Source organism: Gordonia sp. PvP123 (assembly GCF_040547295.1).
In the GTDB taxonomy this organism is placed as follows: Bacteria; Actinomycetota; Actinomycetes; order Mycobacteriales; family Mycobacteriaceae; genus Gordonia; species Gordonia terrae.
In genome coordinates, this window is the sequence record NZ_JBEPPN010000008.1 from 127,292 (window position 1) to 142,577 (window position 15,286).

Sequence of the window (15,286 nt, forward strand, 5' to 3'; positions counted from 1 at the left end):
ACCCGTCGGTGATGCTGAGCATTCCCTGAGACACCCGGTGATCCACGTCACCCCCGAGGTGTTAGGTTGTGGACGCTTGATCACAAGCTCGCTGGATCAACCGTGGGTTCTCCAGCGCATGACATGCGGGGGTGTGCATGAGTGGGTCGAAGAGTGCTCGGGTCCTGATCGCGGTGGTCCTGGCGGTGGTCGCGCTGGTCGCGCCGATCGCCGTGGCGGGCGCCGCACCGGTCGGACCGACAGGCGGAGCCGATGCGGCACGGTGGGCGGCGAGCCATGACGGCCCGCAGCCGTACGCCGGCGTCAACGTCACCTGGGATGTCCCGATCCGGATGAGCGACGGCACGGTGCTCCGGGCCAACGTGTACCGCCCGGCCGACGTCCGCGAGCGACCGACGGCGACCAAGACGCCCGTCATCGTCAACATGACGCCGTACACCAAGCTCATCACCACCGTCGGATCCGCGGTGATGCAGAACCCGGTCCTCGAGCCCTATCTGCTGCAGATCGCGCGGTCGATCAACCTGTCCGGGACGCCGATCGACGGCATCAACGACATCGCGCACACGATTCGCGACGGCGGTGCGAAGACCTTCCTCGTCGACTTCGACCTCGTCCGCAGCGGCTACACGCAGGTGGTCGTGGACGTCCGGGGCACCGGTTTCTCCCAGGGCGTCTGGGACGTCTTCCAGTCGCGGGAACAGCGCGACACCATCGAGGTGATCGACTGGGCGTCGAAGCAGCGGTGGTCCAACGGCAAGGTCGGCATGTCGGGTGTGTCCTACTCGGCGATCAACCAGATCCAGGCCGCCAACAAGAACCCGAAGGCACTCAAGGCGATCTTCCCGGTCGAGCCCGGCGGCGACCTCATCCGCGACATCGTCGCCCCGGGCGGCGCTCTGGGTGTCGGATTCCTCCCGCTGTGGCTGACACTGGTCAACACCACCAAGATGATCCCGAACGTCGCGTCGATGCTGAACGGCACGTTCGACTGGAAGTGGTTGGCGGACCGGATCTCCGACCCGTTCACGTTCTACCCGCAATTGTTCGCCGCGTTGCTGACCCCCGACATCCCGTCGGTGCCGCCGAACCTGAAGGCATTGCTGGACAACGACTCCGAGCCACGGTCGTCCTGGCTCGACCACGCCGATCGCATCACCACCCCGACGCTCATCTACGGCGGCTGGTTCGACCTCTTCACCAACAGTGAAGTCCGGATGTACAACAAGATCCCGCTGCCGCCGGGCCAGAAGCAACTGATCATGGGCGACGGGTATCACCTCACGATCGGCGGCGGCCAGGAGGGCCGGCGGAACACCCCGCCACGGTTGGACGTCTTACAGAAGGCGTGGTTCGACAAGTGGCTCAGGGGAATCGACAACGGTGTCGACTCCTATGGGCCGGTCAACCTCAAGCAGGTCGGCGACTCGTGGATCACCGCGCAGCAGTTCCCGCGGGCCGGGATGGAACGTCAGCGGCTCTATCTCGGCGACCGGCGCAGCGGCACCGCGGCGCACGCGGTCCGCGACGGCAGCCTGACCCCCACCCCACCCGCCTCGCGTGCCCGGATGACCATCGCGCCCGGTCTGGCACCGATGTGTTCGCGCGACGCCGCGCAACAGCTGGCCGGCGCCCTCGCGATCTTCCCCTTCTGCGCCGACGACGCCCGCATCTCCGAGCGCGCGGCGTTGTCGTTCACCACTCCCCCGCTGACCACGACGCGCAGCGTGTCCGGGTATTCGAACGTGCGATTGAACACCGTGCTCGACGCCACCGACGGGTACTGGACCGCAACCCTGAACGACGTTGCCCCCGATGGGACATCGAAGGTCCTCACCTCCGGTCAGGTGATGGCGTCACTGCGCGGGTACGACAAGGCGGCCTCGCAGTTCGCACCCAACGGTGACGTGATCGACCCGTTCTACGAGCTGACCCTGGCGTCGCGGCAACCGGTCGTACCGGGCCGTCCGATCAGCGTCGACATCGGTCTGTTGCCGACGGAGGCCCTCATCAAGCCGGGACACCGTCTGCGGGTCGACGTGTTCGCGATGAACTTCCCGCGCGGTCTGCCCTTGCGTCCGCTGCTGAACGAGTCCGGGCTGCGGCCGCAGCACATCCAACTCGACCCGAACCGGCCGAGCTTCGTGAACCTGCCGCTGTCGACGCCGGTGGGTCGGCCGGTCGGCTGATCGGGTTGGTGTGTCGGCCGCTTCGGCGGCGTTCGCTGTGGGTGACTTGACCGCTCGACTTCAACTCGACTGCCAGACGTCAATCGAAGTCTGGCAGTCGAGTTGAAGTCTGTCAGTCCTGCACTGAGAGTCGATGTCGCTATCCCTGACAACGAAAGAATCGATACCGAGCAGTGGGGCGCTGCTTGTCGTCGCAAGGCACGGCGAGTGACTTACACGGCCGGTCGGGTCGCCGAGCGGGGTTCGGCTCGGTCCATGACAGCTCTCGGTTCGGACGGTCCACTCCGCGGGTTCATGTTCTAAGCACTCGACTAGCATCGAGTTCAGCAGGCAATCAGCAGAGGAATGGCAACCACGTGCGACTAGTCCGGATAAGTGCAAGTAATTGGCGGAATTTCAAGTCCCTCGATTTTCCGATCGACTCTCGATTGTTCGTTGTCGGACCAAACGCCGCGGGTAAGTCGAATTTGATCGACCTACTACGCTTCTTAGGCGACATTGCCGGCCCCAGTGGAGGGCTCACAGGCGCCTTGGAGAAGCGAGGGGGCCTTTCCAAGGTCCGAAGTCTCTTCGCACGGAACATCGAGGGCGGGAGGCTCGTAATAGGCGTAGAACTTACGGATGGAGAAGACCAGTGGAGCTATCGGCTGGCTATCCGGGGAGAAAAAGGCGGCAAGAATCGACCAATCGTATTTGAAGAGGTAGTAACTTGCAATGGAAATACGGTACTTCAGCGTCCGAATGCTGATGACAGAGAAGACTCGGAGTTGCTTACACAGACTCATCTCGAGCAAATAGCTGCGAACCAAAAATTTCGAGTCCTGGCCGAATATTTTGCGAAGGTTCGCTACTTTCATCTTGTTCCGCAGATCATTCGAGAACCATCCCGCTACGACATGCCCGGTGAGTTTGGAGGCGAGTTCATCGCTCAGATGAATGCCGTGCCGGTCAAGACACGGGACGCTTGGCTCAGACGTATGCGGGACGCCCTGCGAGCGGCAGTTCCTGAATTCGAGTCGCTCGATATCGAGGTTGACGATGCTGGGAAACCCCATCTAATGGCGGGTTACAAGAATTGGCGCAAGAACCCAGCGCGCCAATCCGAAGCTGAGTTTTCTGACGGAACGCTTAGGTTGATAGGGCTGCTATGGACAATGGTGAGTACGCCAGCGAACGGCGGCGTCTTGCTGCTCGAGGAGCCAGAACTATCTCTGAATGCGTCTGTAGTTCGAAAACTTCCCGCAATGCTGTCGGTGTCACAGCGAACAAAAGACATTCAGGTCATTCTTTCGACGCACGCGCCGGAGTTGCTCGACGATGAAGGAGTCCATCCAGACGAGGTTCTGGTGCTCCGCCCTGCTCGGGAGGGGACCCAAGCGGAACTGCTGTCTGAGATCAATGAAGCTGCAGATGACCTAGAGGCAGAGCTACCTACATCCGACATTGTGCAAGGGCTGATCGATCCTCGAGACCTCACGGACCTGGTAACTGTAGGGCGTGACGGGAAGAAGCGTTGATATCCGTAGTGGTTGAGGGTACCTCGGATGAGGGGGTGGCCCGTGCTCTAGTACGGGAAGCGGGCGGGCAAGTCGCGAAAGTCATCGTGAAGCGCGGGAAGGCTAATTTAGACCCGCTGATCAAGAACTATAATCGTGCGGCGACGCGAGCACCTTACTTGGTACTCAGAGACTCCGACACCAAATGCCCCATGGAGTTGCACAAGACCCTGACGAGGGACATCGAGTCTCTATCGGCGCTGTTTCAACTACGAGTGGTTCATCCGATGACGGAGGCGTGGCTACTTGCGGACGCGGACGGCTTCGCTCAGTACTTCGGGGTGGTGAAATCGAATATTCCCTCCGACCCTGAGGCGCTCAAGCATCCCAAGGCGACGCTCCTTTCGCTATGTTCGAGCTCGAAGAAGAAGGACATACGCGAGGAAGTTGTTCGTAATGATGGCAAGGCTGGGCCTCTGTACGTCGACCACGTTAATGAATTTGCCCTCCTGCACTGGAATGTCAGCGCGGCGTCCTCACGGAGCGATAGTCTGCTGCGGGCGTACAACCGTGTCAGAGAGCTAAACGCAAGAGCCCTCGGAGACTGAACCGATTCACATGAGCCCTGACCGCCTGCCGCGATTCCAACTGATCAGACCGGCGCGCCGGCCACTTCGGCGTCGTCCGCCTCACGCCCGTACCGGGTGGCCAGCCACGAGCAGATCATCAGCTGGATCTGGTGGAAGATCATCAGCGGCAGCACGATGAGGCCGACGGTGGTCCCGGCGAAGAGGACGGTCGCCATCGGCAGGCCGGTGGCCAGGCTCTTCTTGGTGCCGCAGAACTGGATGGCGATCGTGTCGGCGCGATCGAAGCCGAGCCGCTTCGGCAGCCAGCCGGTGATCGCGAGCATCACCAGGACGAGCAGCAGCGAGATGACGGTCACTGCGATGACCTGGCCGACGCCCACGGTCGACCAGATGCCCTGGACGACCCCCTCGCTGAACGCCACATAGACGACGAGCACGATGGCGCCACGGTCGGCCAGCTTGGTGATCTTCGCGTGCCGGGTGAAGAACGGGCCGACCCATTTGCGGGCGAGCTGCCCGATCAGGAACGGCACCAGGATCTGCGCGACGATCTTGAGGACCGACGTCGCGTCGATGCTGATGTCGCCTGCGTTCTGCATCAGCGCGACGACGAGCAGCGGGGTCAGGAAGACGCCGAGGATGTTCGACGTGGACGCGCTGACGATGGCACCGGCGATGTTGCCCCGGGCCATCGAGGTGAAGGCGATCGAGGACTGGACAGTCGACGGCACCAGACACAGGAACAGCAGGCCGGCGTAGAGATCCTCGCCGATCAGCGGCTCGACGACCGGTTTGAGCGCGAGCCCGACGATCGGGAACACGATGAACGTGAACGCCAGGATCGTGACGTGCAGTCGCCAGTGCCGGAGGCCTTCGAGTGCCTCGCGCGGATGCAATCGCGTGCCGTAGAGGAAGAACAGCGCGGCGATCGCGACGATCACCACCCAGTCCAGTGCCTCCGCGGCCGCACCGCGAACCGGCAGGAAGGCGGCGACGACGACGGCGATGATGATGGCCAGGATGAAGCCGTCGATCGGTGAGCGATCGAGAAGATTCTTGAGAGTACGCATGGATGTGCCCCGAGATCAGTGGTGTGAGACGACGCGGGCCGACTCAGGCCTGGGCCGAGTCGCTCGCGCAGACGCCGCGCAACGAGCAGGCACCGCAGCTGCTGGTGCCGCAATCGGCCGCCGGGCCGGAGGTGTCCTCGTCGGCGGCATGACCGTGGGCGTCGCCGCCCGAACAGCAGGAACAGCCGTCGTCGTCGACGGGTACGGCTGCCGCGGCACGTACGCCGATGCCGCTGACCAGCCCGATCACCACGAGCGCGACGACCAGCGAGACCAGGCCGAAGGCAACGGCCCACCCGCTCGGGACCGCGAGGGTCGCGATGCCGCCCAGCGCGAGGATCAGACCGGCTCCCAGGGTGCCGGGCCCGGCGATGCGGTTGGCGACGGTGAACGCCTCGTCGGATCGCATGGTCTCCGCGGAGCGGACGCCGATCCAACGATTGCGCGGGAGGGTGCCGCGGAGTCCACGGATTCCTACCACCGCCCAGAGTCCGGCCAGCACGAAGAGCAGTACGGCAACGGCGACGGACACGGCATTCACGACCCACAGCATACGACCGTGCGTCGTACGCCGGAGAATCGGTATCGGACGCGCCGGCGCCGGCCACCGCGGAAGCGACCGGATTGGGGGGCTGCGACCGACAGGATTTACCCTGGTCGCGTGACTTCAGCCGAGAAGACGAGCGGCGACACCGCCGGCACGACCGCACACCGCTACACGGCGTCGGTCGCCGGGGAGATCGAGCAGCGCTGGCAGCAGACCTGGTCCGACGAGCATGCCTACGAGGCGCCGAATCCCGTCGGGCCGCTCGCCGGTGACCTGTCCGCCTTCGGCGGCGGCTCTGCCGACGCGGCCGACAAGCTCTTCGTGCAGGACATGTTCCCCTACCCGTCCGGTGCGGGTCTGCACGTCGGCCACCCACTCGGCTTCATCGCGAGCGACGTCTTCGCCCGCTACCAGCGGATGACCGGCAAGAACGTGCTGCACACGATGGGCTTCGATTCCTTCGGCCTGCCGGCCGAGCAGTACGCCGTGCAGACCGGTACGCACCCGCGGACCACGACCGAGCAGAACATCGAGCGCTACCTGGGCCAGATCCGCCGGCTCGGGCTGGGCCACGACGAGCGTCGTCGGGTGGCCACCACCGACGTCGACTTCTACCGCTGGACCCAGTGGATCTTCCTGCAGATCTACAACGCCTGGTACGACGCCGACCAGGGCAAGGCCCGGCGCATCTCCGAGCTGGTCGACGAATTCGCCTCGGGTGCACGAGCATTGAGCGGAAAGCATGAGGGGCGCAACTGGGCCGACCTCTCCCCCGCCGAGCGCACCGAGATCCTCGACGACCATCGCCTGGTGTACCTGAGCGATTCGCTGGTCAACTGGTGCCCGGGACTGGGCACCGTGCTGGCCAACGAGGAGGTCACCGCCGACGGTCGCAGCGACCGCGGCAACTTCCCCGTCTTCCGGAAGCATCTGCGGCAGTGGATGATGCGGATCACCGCCTACTCCGACCGCCTGCTCGACGATCTGGATCTGCTGGACTGGCCGGACAAGGTCAAGACCATGCAGCGCAACTGGATCGGACGCTCGCGCGGCGCGCAGGTTCGCTTCGACGTGCCCGGTGTCGGCGGTATCGAGGTGTTCACGACCCGTCCCGACACGCTCTTCGGCGCCACCTACATGGTCCTCGCGCCCGAACATCCGCTCGTCGACGAGCTGACCGGAGGCGAATGGCCTGCCGGCACCGATGGCCGATGGACCCGCGGTGCAACAGATCCCGCGACCGCGGTCGCGGAATACCGCGCGTCGATCGCCGCGAAGTCCGACCTCGAGCGGCAGGAGAACAAGGAGAAGACAGGCGTCTTCACCGGCAGCTTCGCCGTCAATCCCGTGAACGGCGAGCGGGTTCCGGTCTTCGTCGCCGACTACGTGCTGATGGGATATGGCACCGGTGCGATCATGGCGGTTCCGGCCCACGACGCCCGGGACCACGAGTTCGCGACGGTCTTCGGACTGCCGATCCGCGAGGTGATCGGCTCCGACACCGACATCGCGACCGAGGCCTACGTGGGCGATGGTCCCCTGGTGAACTCCGGGTTCCTGGACGGTCGCAACGTCGAGGACGCGAAGGCGGCCATCGTCGAACGTCTGGAGGCCGACGGTGTGGGCTCCGGACGAATCCAGTACAAGTTGCGCGACTGGCTGTTCGCGCGGCAGCGGTACTGGGGCGAGCCGTTCCCGATCGTGTACGACGCCGCCGGTCAGCCGCACGCGCTGCCGGAATCACTGCTGCCCGTTGAACTCCCGGAGGTCGACGACTACGCGCCGGTGTCCTTCGATCCGGACGACGCCGACAGTGAGCCCTCTCCCCCGCTGGCGAAGGCCACCGACTGGATGACCGTCGAATTGGACCTCGGCGACGGCGTCCAGACCTACACGCGTGACGCCAACGTCATGCCCCAGTGGGCGGGCAGTTCGTGGTACCAGCTGCGCTACATCGACCCGACCAACTCGGAGACCTTGTGTGCCAAGGAGAACGAGGCGTACTGGATGGGTCCGCGCCCGGCACTGCACGGTGCGAACGATCCGGGCGGTCTCGACCTGTACATCGGTGGTGTCGAGCACGCCGTGCTGCATCTGCTGTACTCGCGGTTCTGGCACAAGGTCCTGTTCGATCTCGGTTACGTCACCAGTCGCGAGCCGTACCGGAAGCTGTTCAACCAGGGCATGATCCAGGCCTACGCCTACACCGACTCGCGCGGGGTCTACGTGCCTGCCGAGGAGGTCACCGAGGAGAACGGCGAGTTCTTCTACAACGGTGCGAAGGTCCGCCAGGAGTACGGCAAGATGGGCAAGTCGCTGAAGAACTCGGTGGCCCCCGATGACATCTGCCGTGACTACGGTGCCGACACCCTGCGCGTCTACGAGATGTTCATGGGTCCGCTGGACCAGTCGCGCCCGTGGGCGACCAAGGACGTCGTCGGCTCCCAGCGCTTCTTGCAGCGCATCTGGCGGCTCGTCGTCGACGAGGAGTCCGGTTCGCTGCGCGTCGCCGACACCGAACTCGACGACGAGACGAAGCGACTGCTACACAAGACGATCGCCGGCGTTCGCGAGGACTACGACGCGCTGCGCAACAACACCGCGGTCGCCAAGTTGACGGTCCTGACCAACCACCTCACCAAGAACTTCGAGAAGTCGGGTGCGCCGCGGGATGCCGTCGAGCCGCTCGTGACCATGCTCGCTCCCCTGGCCCCGCACATCGCCGAGGAGCTGTGGCACCGGTTGGGTCACGACACGCTCGTGGTGCGGGCGTCGTTCCCGGTGGCCGACGAGGCGTGGCTGGTCGAGGACACCGTCGAGATCCCGGTCCAGGTCAAGGGCAAGGTCCGCAGCCGGATCACCGTCCCCGCCGACGCCGACGAGGACACGGTGCGCGCCACCGCCCTCGCCGACGAGAAGATCGTCGCGATCCTCGACGGCGCCGAGCCCCGCAAGGTCATCGTGGTGCCCGGCCGGATGGTGAACATCGTCCCCTGACCTCTGCTCCCTGAGGTGCGAGGAGCGATGGCGACGCCCTCTTTGCCCCCTGAGGTGCGAGGAGCGATGGCGACGCCCCTTTGCCCCCTGAGGTGCGAGGAGCGTAAGCGACGAGCCTCGAAGGGCGATGCGAGCTACTTCGGCGGCAGCTTCCGCGCGAAGTCGGAACCGATTGCGATCCAGCGGGAGAGCTGTCGGTCGGTCGCGATGCCCGCGTCGTCGACGCGTAGCCACCCGCGGGTCTCACGGCCGGACATCACCATCGGCCGGGTGTGCGGGTACTCGAGGAGGCTCTCGGTCTCCTCGGGTGCGACGCGGACCATGATCCCGCCCTTGCCACTGGCAGCGACGGCCATGTTGCCGTTGATCAGGAACGCCAGACCGCCGAACATGGTCTTCTCGTCGAGGCCGCACTCGGTCGCCAGCAGAGCGCGGATGCGGTAGGCCAGTTCCTCGTCGTACGCCACCGGTCCAGGCTATTCGGCTTCGGTCACGGACCGGGACTTGGCAAGGAACTTACTGCGCAGTAAGGTGCTGACATGGCGATCAACCTGGAGCTCCCGAAGAAGTTCGATTCGACGGTCGAGCGCACCCACATGGCTGCCGAGCACCTCTTCCGGCCGATCTCGCGGAAGTACGACCAGGCCGAGCACGAGTATCCGGTCGAACTCGACGAACTGGCGAAGCTCGCCAAGCAGGGCCGATCCTCGGAGAAGTCGGACGACGCCGAGAAGCCGGCTTCCGACGCGCCGTCGGTGAACGGCGCCAACATGCGCGGTCTGCTCTCCGCTCTCGAGATGAGCTGGGGCGACGTCGGCCTGCTGCTCTCGATCCCGGGCCAGGGCCTCGGCAACGCGGCGATCGCGGCGGTGGCCAACCCCGAGCAGTTCGAGCGTTTCGGCGATGTGTGGGCGGCGATGGCCATCACCGAGCCGAGCTTCGGCTCGGACTCGGCGGCGGTGTCGACGACCGCGACGCTCGACGGCGACGAGTACATCCTGAACGGCGAGAAGATTTTCGTGACCGCGGGCTCGCGCGCCGACCACGTCGTCGTGTGGGCGACCATCGACAAGAGCGTCGGACGCGCGGCCATCAAGAGTTTTGTCGTCCCGATGACCACCGACGGTGTCACCGTCGCCCGTCTCGAGCACAAGCTGGGCATCAAGGCCTCCGACACGGCGGTCATCCGCTTCGAGAATGCGCGGGTGCCTGCCGAGAACCTCCTGGGTTCGCCGGAGATCGACACCAAGAAGGCCTTCGGCGGGGTCATGCAGACCTTCGACAACACCCGCCCGGTCGTCGCGGCGATGGCCATCGGGCTCGGCCGCGCGTCCCTCGAGGAGTTGCGGCGGATGTTGGAGGAGGCCGGTCACCAGATCGACTACGACCGTCCCGCGACGTCGCAGCACGCCACCGTCGCCGAGTTCATCCGACTCGAATCCGATTGGGAGGCATCGTGGTTGCACACGGTGCGGGCCGCGTGGATGGCCGACAACAAGCAGCCGAACTCGACCGAGGCCTCGATGTCGAAGGCGAAGGCCGGCCGTACTGTCACCGACATCACCAACAAGACCGTCGAAATCGGCGCCACCGCAGGCTATTCCGAGACCTCGCTGGTGGAGAAGTGGGCGCGCGACTCGAAGATCCTCGACATCTTCGAGGGCACACAGCAGATCCAGCAGTTGATCATCGCCCGACGGGTACTCGGCAAGACCTCCACCGATCTGAGGTAGGACCCCGAGTCGGGCCGTCGCCGGACGTTCTCACCTCTGAGCGATGAGCCAGGTGGCGATGGTCGCGGCGTTTCGTGGGTCGGTCGCCACTCCCGGGTGTCCGGTGAAGTGGTCGGAGTAGGTCACCGACACCCCTGCCCGTCGGTAGGTGTCGACCAGACCGGACACCAGGGGTTGGGGGGACACGGTGTCCACGGTTCCCGAGTCGATGCGCACCGGGAGTCCTGGTGGAAACCGCAGACGGGCAACGTCGTTCGCCCTGAGCACCTCGAGCAGTTCCCGCTTCATCTCGTCGCCCCGGGGGCCGAGGAGTTGTGCCGGAGCGAGACCCCCGAAGGAGTCCGGCGCTGTGAGGTCGGCGTAGCAGCGGGTCTCCACCTGTGGACGTAGCGCACGCGCTCGGGCACTGATCCCCCCGTTCTCCATCAACGCATCGAAGCCGGGATCTGCTGCGGCCGCGCCACTTCCGATCAGCGCGGCCAACCCCATGAGTTCATCGATCGCCGGCCCGGCCACCGGGATGTTCGACGCCCCGTCGAGCAGGTCGGCCACCCGTGTCGGCGGTGCGAGCGCCGACACACCGCGCAGCCGCAGATGTCCCCATTCCGAGGAGGGACGGCCGGCGGCCGACAAGGCGGCGACGGCGCCCTCCGAGTGGCCCGCGACGACGACGTCACGACCGATGCGTGCGTCGTGATCGGCCGCGGCGAGCGCCATGTCGATCGTCGACCGCGCCAGCGAACGCCCGATGAGGTAGGGGTGCGGACCGGGCGAACCGATTCCCTCGAAGTCCGGCCGGGCCACGACGAATCCGGCGTCGAGCAGGCGCGAGACGATGGCGTCGCCGGAGACCATCCGAGGCAGTTCGGGGTGCCCGGCGTGCGCCGCGGACGGCGCACAGACGTCGGCGGCGCCCACCGTCATGTGGTTCCAGACGGCAAGAGGCCAGCCGCCGGGCGGGGGAGGGGTCGACGGCGTGAGGAGGGTACCGGACATCACCGTGGGCACTCCTCGCACGGAAGTCGAGGTGTATCGCACGCGAAGCGTCGAATCAGCCTGGGGGAGGGCTATGGTCCGGTCGGTCACGCTCTCGATATCGATGATGCGGGGGATCACTTGCTGGACCGCCGGTGCCCCCTCGGCCGGCGCCGCCCATGACGGTCCGCCGCCCGCGAGGACCGCGGCACAGGCCATTCCGGCGGCGAGGAAGACGGAGACCGGGCGCCGCCCGCCGGCTCGTCTCGTGTCCCTCGCGGAGGGGGCCGGCACCGTCACCCCAGCAGCGTAACCGCCACGGTCACCGCGCGTGGCGAGCCGAGCGGCCCGAGGCACGGATCATCGCAACAGACGCGCGCGCAGTTCCGCCTCGCGCGCCAGGCGTTCGGTGTCGCGGCGCCGGCGCTCGGCCATGATCGCCGACAACACGTCCTCGAACGGGGCCCCGGGTGGGGGAGCCGGGGCGACGAACGGTGCGACGTCGAACACGATCCGTCGCGCGGCGTGGGCCCGCGGTTCGGGTTTCATGCCGTGCCGGCCGTTGAGGAACTGGCGGATGATCACGGCGAGCCGATCGGGAAGTGCGGCCATGTCGGCCGAGACGGCCCACGACGTCAGGCCCGGCGGCATGTCGATGGGTGCCTGTTCGACCAGCCGATGACGGTCGCGGATCACGTAGGTCCCGGCGAGCAGATCACCCAGACGCTTGTTCCTGCGGGAGATGGCCGCCGAGATCAGGGCGGGGAGCCCGAGGCAGGCGTAGAGCTCGACGAAACCGATCAGGGCGCGGGTCAGCGAGTGCCGGAAGCCCGTCGGTCCGGCATCGTCCCGGACCGTCCGGAGACCGAGGACGAGGTGGCCCACGGACTTTCCCGGGGTCAGTGTCTCCAGCAGTGTCGGGAGCGCGACGACGGCGACGATCGGGATCAGCGTGTTGATGGTTCCCCGCCACGCCTCGCTCGCCTCGCCGGCGACCTTGAACGACAACCACCACAAGAACAGCCACAGCCCGAACCCCAGCAGGACGTCGATGATGCCGGAGAGAATCCGATAGCCGAGGTTCGCGGGCGGCAGTGCGAGCGCGACCGCTTCGCCGGAGACGAGGTCGTCGCGCCCGACTCCGACCGTCGCCGTGGCGCCGGATCCCCAGGCGGGGGGTCGCGGCGGCACGGGATGAGTCATCACGCCTCACCCTACGACGCGGTCCCGGGAGGCGGCATCGGGAACACACAGCGCGGACGTCCGCTGAATGACACGCGTCGCCGGCGCGAGAATGCCGGATACGCTGGCCGCGTGGACCTCGACGCCTATGTCTCCGCGCATCGCGCGACGTGGGAGCGGCTCGACGCGCTCTCGCGGCACCGCCGACTCACCGGTGCCGAGGCCGACGAGATGATCGACACCTACCAGCGGGTGGCCACCCATCTGTCGGTCATCCGCTCGACCGCCCCCGATGCGTCGCTCGTCGCGTACCTGTCGGCTCTGCTGGCACGCGCTCGCGGTCGTGCGACCGGTACCCGGGTCAGCACGCCGGCGACGGTGATCGAGTTCTTCACGAGGTCGTTCCCCGCCGCCCTGTACCGGATGCGCTGGTGGTGGCTCTCGGTGATGGGCGGGTCGCTCGGTGCAGCCGTGATCATGACGTGGTGGGTCCTCGAGCACCCGCGGATCGAGAGCTCGTTCGCGTCACCGGGCGAGATCGAGCGCCTCGTGACCAACGACTTCGAGAACTACTACAGCGAATACGAGGCGACGTCGTTCGCCGCGCGCGTGTGGACCAACAACTTCTGGCTCGCCGCATTGTGTATCGCGTTGGGCGTCTTCGGCTTTCCGGTGATCTGGATGCTCCACACGAATGTCCTGAACCTGGTCGTCGTGGCGTCGATCATGATCCGCCACGGCCGTGGCGACCTGTTCTTCGGACTGATCCTGCCGCACGGGATGCTCGAGCTGACCTGCCTGTTCGTCGCCGCGGGGGTGGGACTGCGAATCTTCTGGGCGTGGGTGTCGCCGGGAAATCGGACGCGCGCAGCGGCTCTCGGCGAGGAGGGCCGGGCGGCGGTCGGCGTGGCACTGGGCCTGGTCGTCGTGTTGTTGCTGTGCGGGGTCATCGAGGCGTTCGTCACGCCGTCCCCGCTCCCGACCTGGGCGCGCATCGGGATCGGCGTGACGGCCTGGTCGCTGTTCATGGCATACGTCTTCGTCGCCGGCCGCCGAGCGTACGAGTACGGCGACACCGGTGATCTGGACGAGGCCGACCGCGGACTCACCGCACCGACGGTGCGGTGACCCGGGACATGTTCCGTCGCAGCACGACCGCCGCGCTCGACGATCTCCGGGACCGGCTGCTCCGCTTCCGGTCGATCCCGCGCGCCGACGTCGCCGGGACCGGTGGATTCGATCCGGAGTTGCTCGATGACCTCGTCGATCACTGGACGACCGGGTTCGACTGGCGGATCCACGAGGATCGGATAGCGGAGCTCGGCTGGGTGGAGACAGAGCGGGCCGAGGTGCCCGTGCGGGCTGTGATGTCCGAGGCCGACGGCGGGCGTGCCCCGGTGGTGCTGCTGCTCCACGGTTGGCCCGACTCGGTGTTGCGGTTCGAGCGGCTCTTTCCCCTCCTGGGGGATGTGTCCTACGTGGCGCCCGCGCTCCCCGGGTTCCCGTTCTCCGCGCCCGTGGAGCGTGGCTTGTCCTCGGTTCAGATGGCCGATGCCGTCGCTGCCGCGATGACGGAGTTCGGTGTGGACCGGTTCACCGTCTCGGCCGGCGATGTCGGGTGTGATGTGGCGGAAGCCCTGGCCGCCCGCCACCCGGAGCGCGTGGCATCACTGCACTTCACTGATGTATCCCAGTATCAGTCGACGAGGCCGGACACCCTGGCGGTCGGACTCGGCGACTCTCCGGTCGGACTGGCGGCGTGGATCGTCGAGAAGCTTCTGCGCTGGACCGACTGCGACGGTGACATCACCCGCGTGTTCTCCTACGACGAGGTCCTCACCTGGGTGACCGCGTATTGGCTGACCGGCACGATCGCGACATCGTTCGGCCCCTACGCGACCAGGGCTGCCAAAGACTGGCCGCGGGTCGAGACGCCGACGGTGTTCACGCTGTTCGCCCACGATCTGGTCAACGCCCCGAGGCAGTTCGCGAACCGTCACTTCGCTGTCGCCGACTGGCGCGAGTTCGATCGCGGTGGGCATTTCGCCGCGTGGGAGCGGCCGGACGACTACATCTGGGGTCTGCGCCGCGCACTCGAGGCCGGCGGTCACTGACGGCCGAGGAGTGGGTCGCCGCAACCGGACCCACCTGAGTGCATACGATCACCGGAAAGACTCGACGACGGAGGGAACACTCTGATGGCCGCAGGCAAGCAATCGCTGGACAAGGTCTCGTTGGTGGGCGGGGGACTCGCGGCCATGGGGCTCGCGCATTTCGTCGCCCCGCAAGCGTTCGCGCCGATCACCGCGCCGGTGTTCCCCGACGACACCACCACGTGGACCTACCGCAACGGCGCCTGCGAGACCGCAATCGGTGCGGCGCTGGTGTCGAAGCGCACCCGACGCCTGGGCCTGGTCGGGCTGGCCGGTTACGTGGGCTTCCTCGGCTACCGGGCGGCGCTTGCGAAGAAGTGACGACGGCGCCCTTGTGGCTCGTCGACCTCGACA

Annotated in this window: 13 protein-coding genes; 8 read left to right on the forward strand and 5 right to left on the reverse strand. The window is 66.3% G+C overall.

The window, feature by feature from the left end:
- Window positions 1–137 precede the first annotated feature (137 nt).
- The 3 genes from ABIC25_RS17245 (at window position 138) to ABIC25_RS17255 (ending at window position 4,293) form a co-directional block, all read left to right on the forward strand.
- Window positions 138–2,189, forward strand: coding sequence for a CocE/NonD family hydrolase (locus tag ABIC25_RS17245; protein WP_354562405.1), 2,052 nt, complete (start codon window positions 138–140; stop codon window positions 2,187–2,189).
- A gap of 428 nt (window positions 2,190–2,617) precedes the next feature.
- The gene (locus ABIC25_RS17250) at window positions 2,618–3,706 is read left to right on the forward strand and encodes an AAA family ATPase (RefSeq protein WP_354562406.1); all 1,089 of its coding nucleotides are present in this window, start codon (window positions 2,618–2,620) and stop codon (window positions 3,704–3,706) included.
- Window positions 3,707–3,897: 191 nt separating this feature from the next.
- Entirely contained in the window at window positions 3,898–4,293 is a 396-nt protein-coding gene (locus ABIC25_RS17255) for a hypothetical protein (RefSeq protein WP_354562408.1), read from the forward strand.
- Window positions 4,294–4,337: 44 nt separating this feature from the next.
- Here the strand turns inward: ABIC25_RS17255 and ABIC25_RS17260 are convergent, their stop codons facing one another.
- Complete coding sequence (locus tag ABIC25_RS17260) at window positions 4,338–5,345, reverse strand: bile acid:sodium symporter family protein (RefSeq protein ID WP_004021011.1); 1,008 nt, start codon at window positions 5,343–5,345, stop codon at window positions 4,338–4,340.
- Between the two features lie 43 nt (window positions 5,346–5,388).
- Window positions 5,389–5,898, reverse strand: a complete 510-nt coding sequence (locus tag ABIC25_RS17265) for an SdpI family protein (RefSeq protein ID WP_004021012.1) — start codon at window positions 5,896–5,898, stop codon at window positions 5,389–5,391.
- Between the two features lie 108 nt (window positions 5,899–6,006).
- Here ABIC25_RS17265 and leuS point away from each other — a divergent pair, with 108 nt between their 5' ends.
- Complete coding sequence (leuS, locus tag ABIC25_RS17270; protein WP_354562409.1) at window positions 6,007–8,889, forward strand: leucine--tRNA ligase; 2,883 nt, start codon at window positions 6,007–6,009, stop codon at window positions 8,887–8,889.
- A gap of 134 nt (window positions 8,890–9,023) precedes the next feature.
- Here the strand turns inward: leuS and ABIC25_RS17275 are convergent, their stop codons facing one another.
- Window positions 9,024–9,356, reverse strand: a complete 333-nt coding sequence (locus ABIC25_RS17275) for a TfoX/Sxy family protein (RefSeq protein ID WP_064572148.1) — start codon at window positions 9,354–9,356, stop codon at window positions 9,024–9,026.
- A gap of 72 nt (window positions 9,357–9,428) precedes the next feature.
- Between ABIC25_RS17275 and ABIC25_RS17280 the strand changes: the two genes are divergently transcribed.
- Complete coding sequence (locus tag ABIC25_RS17280) at window positions 9,429–10,622, forward strand: acyl-CoA dehydrogenase family protein (RefSeq protein WP_354562411.1); 1,194 nt, start codon at window positions 9,429–9,431, stop codon at window positions 10,620–10,622.
- 30 nt (window positions 10,623–10,652) lie between these two features.
- Here the strand turns inward: ABIC25_RS17280 and ABIC25_RS17285 are convergent, their stop codons facing one another.
- Together ABIC25_RS17285 and ABIC25_RS17290 are read right to left on the reverse strand one after the other, a co-directional pair.
- On the reverse strand, window positions 10,653–11,618 hold the full coding sequence (locus ABIC25_RS17285) for a lipase family protein (protein WP_354562412.1): 966 nt from the start codon (window positions 11,616–11,618) through the stop codon (window positions 10,653–10,655).
- Window positions 11,619–11,957: 339 nt separating this feature from the next.
- A complete protein-coding gene (locus ABIC25_RS17290) occupies window positions 11,958–12,800 on the reverse strand; it encodes an RDD family protein (protein ID WP_239403631.1) in 843 nt (280 codons plus the stop codon).
- A 111-nt stretch (window positions 12,801–12,911) separates the two neighbouring features.
- Between ABIC25_RS17290 and ABIC25_RS17295 the strand changes: the two genes are divergently transcribed.
- The 3 genes from ABIC25_RS17295 to ABIC25_RS17305 all read left to right on the forward strand — a co-directional run bounded on the left by ABIC25_RS17295 (window position 12,912) and on the right by ABIC25_RS17305 (window position 15,253).
- Complete coding sequence (locus ABIC25_RS17295) at window positions 12,912–13,907, forward strand: stage II sporulation protein M (protein ID WP_354562413.1); 996 nt, start codon at window positions 12,912–12,914, stop codon at window positions 13,905–13,907.
- Between the two features lie 8 nt (window positions 13,908–13,915).
- Complete coding sequence (locus ABIC25_RS17300) at window positions 13,916–14,893, forward strand: alpha/beta fold hydrolase (RefSeq protein WP_354562415.1); 978 nt, start codon at window positions 13,916–13,918, stop codon at window positions 14,891–14,893.
- 84 nt (window positions 14,894–14,977) lie between these two features.
- Window positions 14,978–15,253 carry a DoxX-related protein gene (locus ABIC25_RS17305; RefSeq protein ID WP_004021020.1) on the forward strand — a complete coding sequence of 92 codons (276 nt, stop codon included), beginning with the start codon at window positions 14,978–14,980 and terminating at the stop codon, window positions 15,251–15,253.
- The last annotated feature ends 33 nt before the right edge of the window (window positions 15,254–15,286 follow it).

What these genes read in the sequence shown, in the direction of transcription:
- ABIC25_RS17300 (WP_354562415.1), top strand. Translation starts at nt 13,916, where the DNA reads ATGTTCCGTCGCAGCACGACCGCCGCGCTCGACGATCTCCGGGACCGG.
- ABIC25_RS17245 (WP_354562405.1), top strand. Translation starts at nt 138, where the DNA reads ATGAGTGGGTCGAAGAGTGCTCGGGTCCTGATCGCGGTGGTCCTGGCG.
- ABIC25_RS17280 (WP_354562411.1), top strand. Translation starts at nt 9,429, where the DNA reads ATGGCGATCAACCTGGAGCTCCCGAAGAAGTTCGATTCGACGGTCGAG.
- ABIC25_RS17305 (WP_004021020.1), top strand. Translation starts at nt 14,978, where the DNA reads ATGGCCGCAGGCAAGCAATCGCTGGACAAGGTCTCGTTGGTGGGCGGG.
- ABIC25_RS17285 (WP_354562412.1), bottom strand. Translation starts at nt 11,618, where the DNA reads ATGTCCGGTACCCTCCTCACGCCGTCGACCCCTCCCCCGCCCGGCGGC.
- ABIC25_RS17290 (WP_239403631.1), bottom strand. Translation starts at nt 12,800, where the DNA reads ATGACTCATCCCGTGCCGCCGCGACCCCCCGCCTGGGGATCCGGCGCC.
- ABIC25_RS17260 (WP_004021011.1), bottom strand. Translation starts at nt 5,345, where the DNA reads ATGCGTACTCTCAAGAATCTTCTCGATCGCTCACCGATCGACGGCTTC.
- ABIC25_RS17265 (WP_004021012.1), bottom strand. Translation starts at nt 5,898, where the DNA reads ATGCTGTGGGTCGTGAATGCCGTGTCCGTCGCCGTTGCCGTACTGCTC.
- ABIC25_RS17255 (WP_354562408.1), top strand. Translation starts at nt 3,898, where the DNA reads ATGGAGTTGCACAAGACCCTGACGAGGGACATCGAGTCTCTATCGGCG.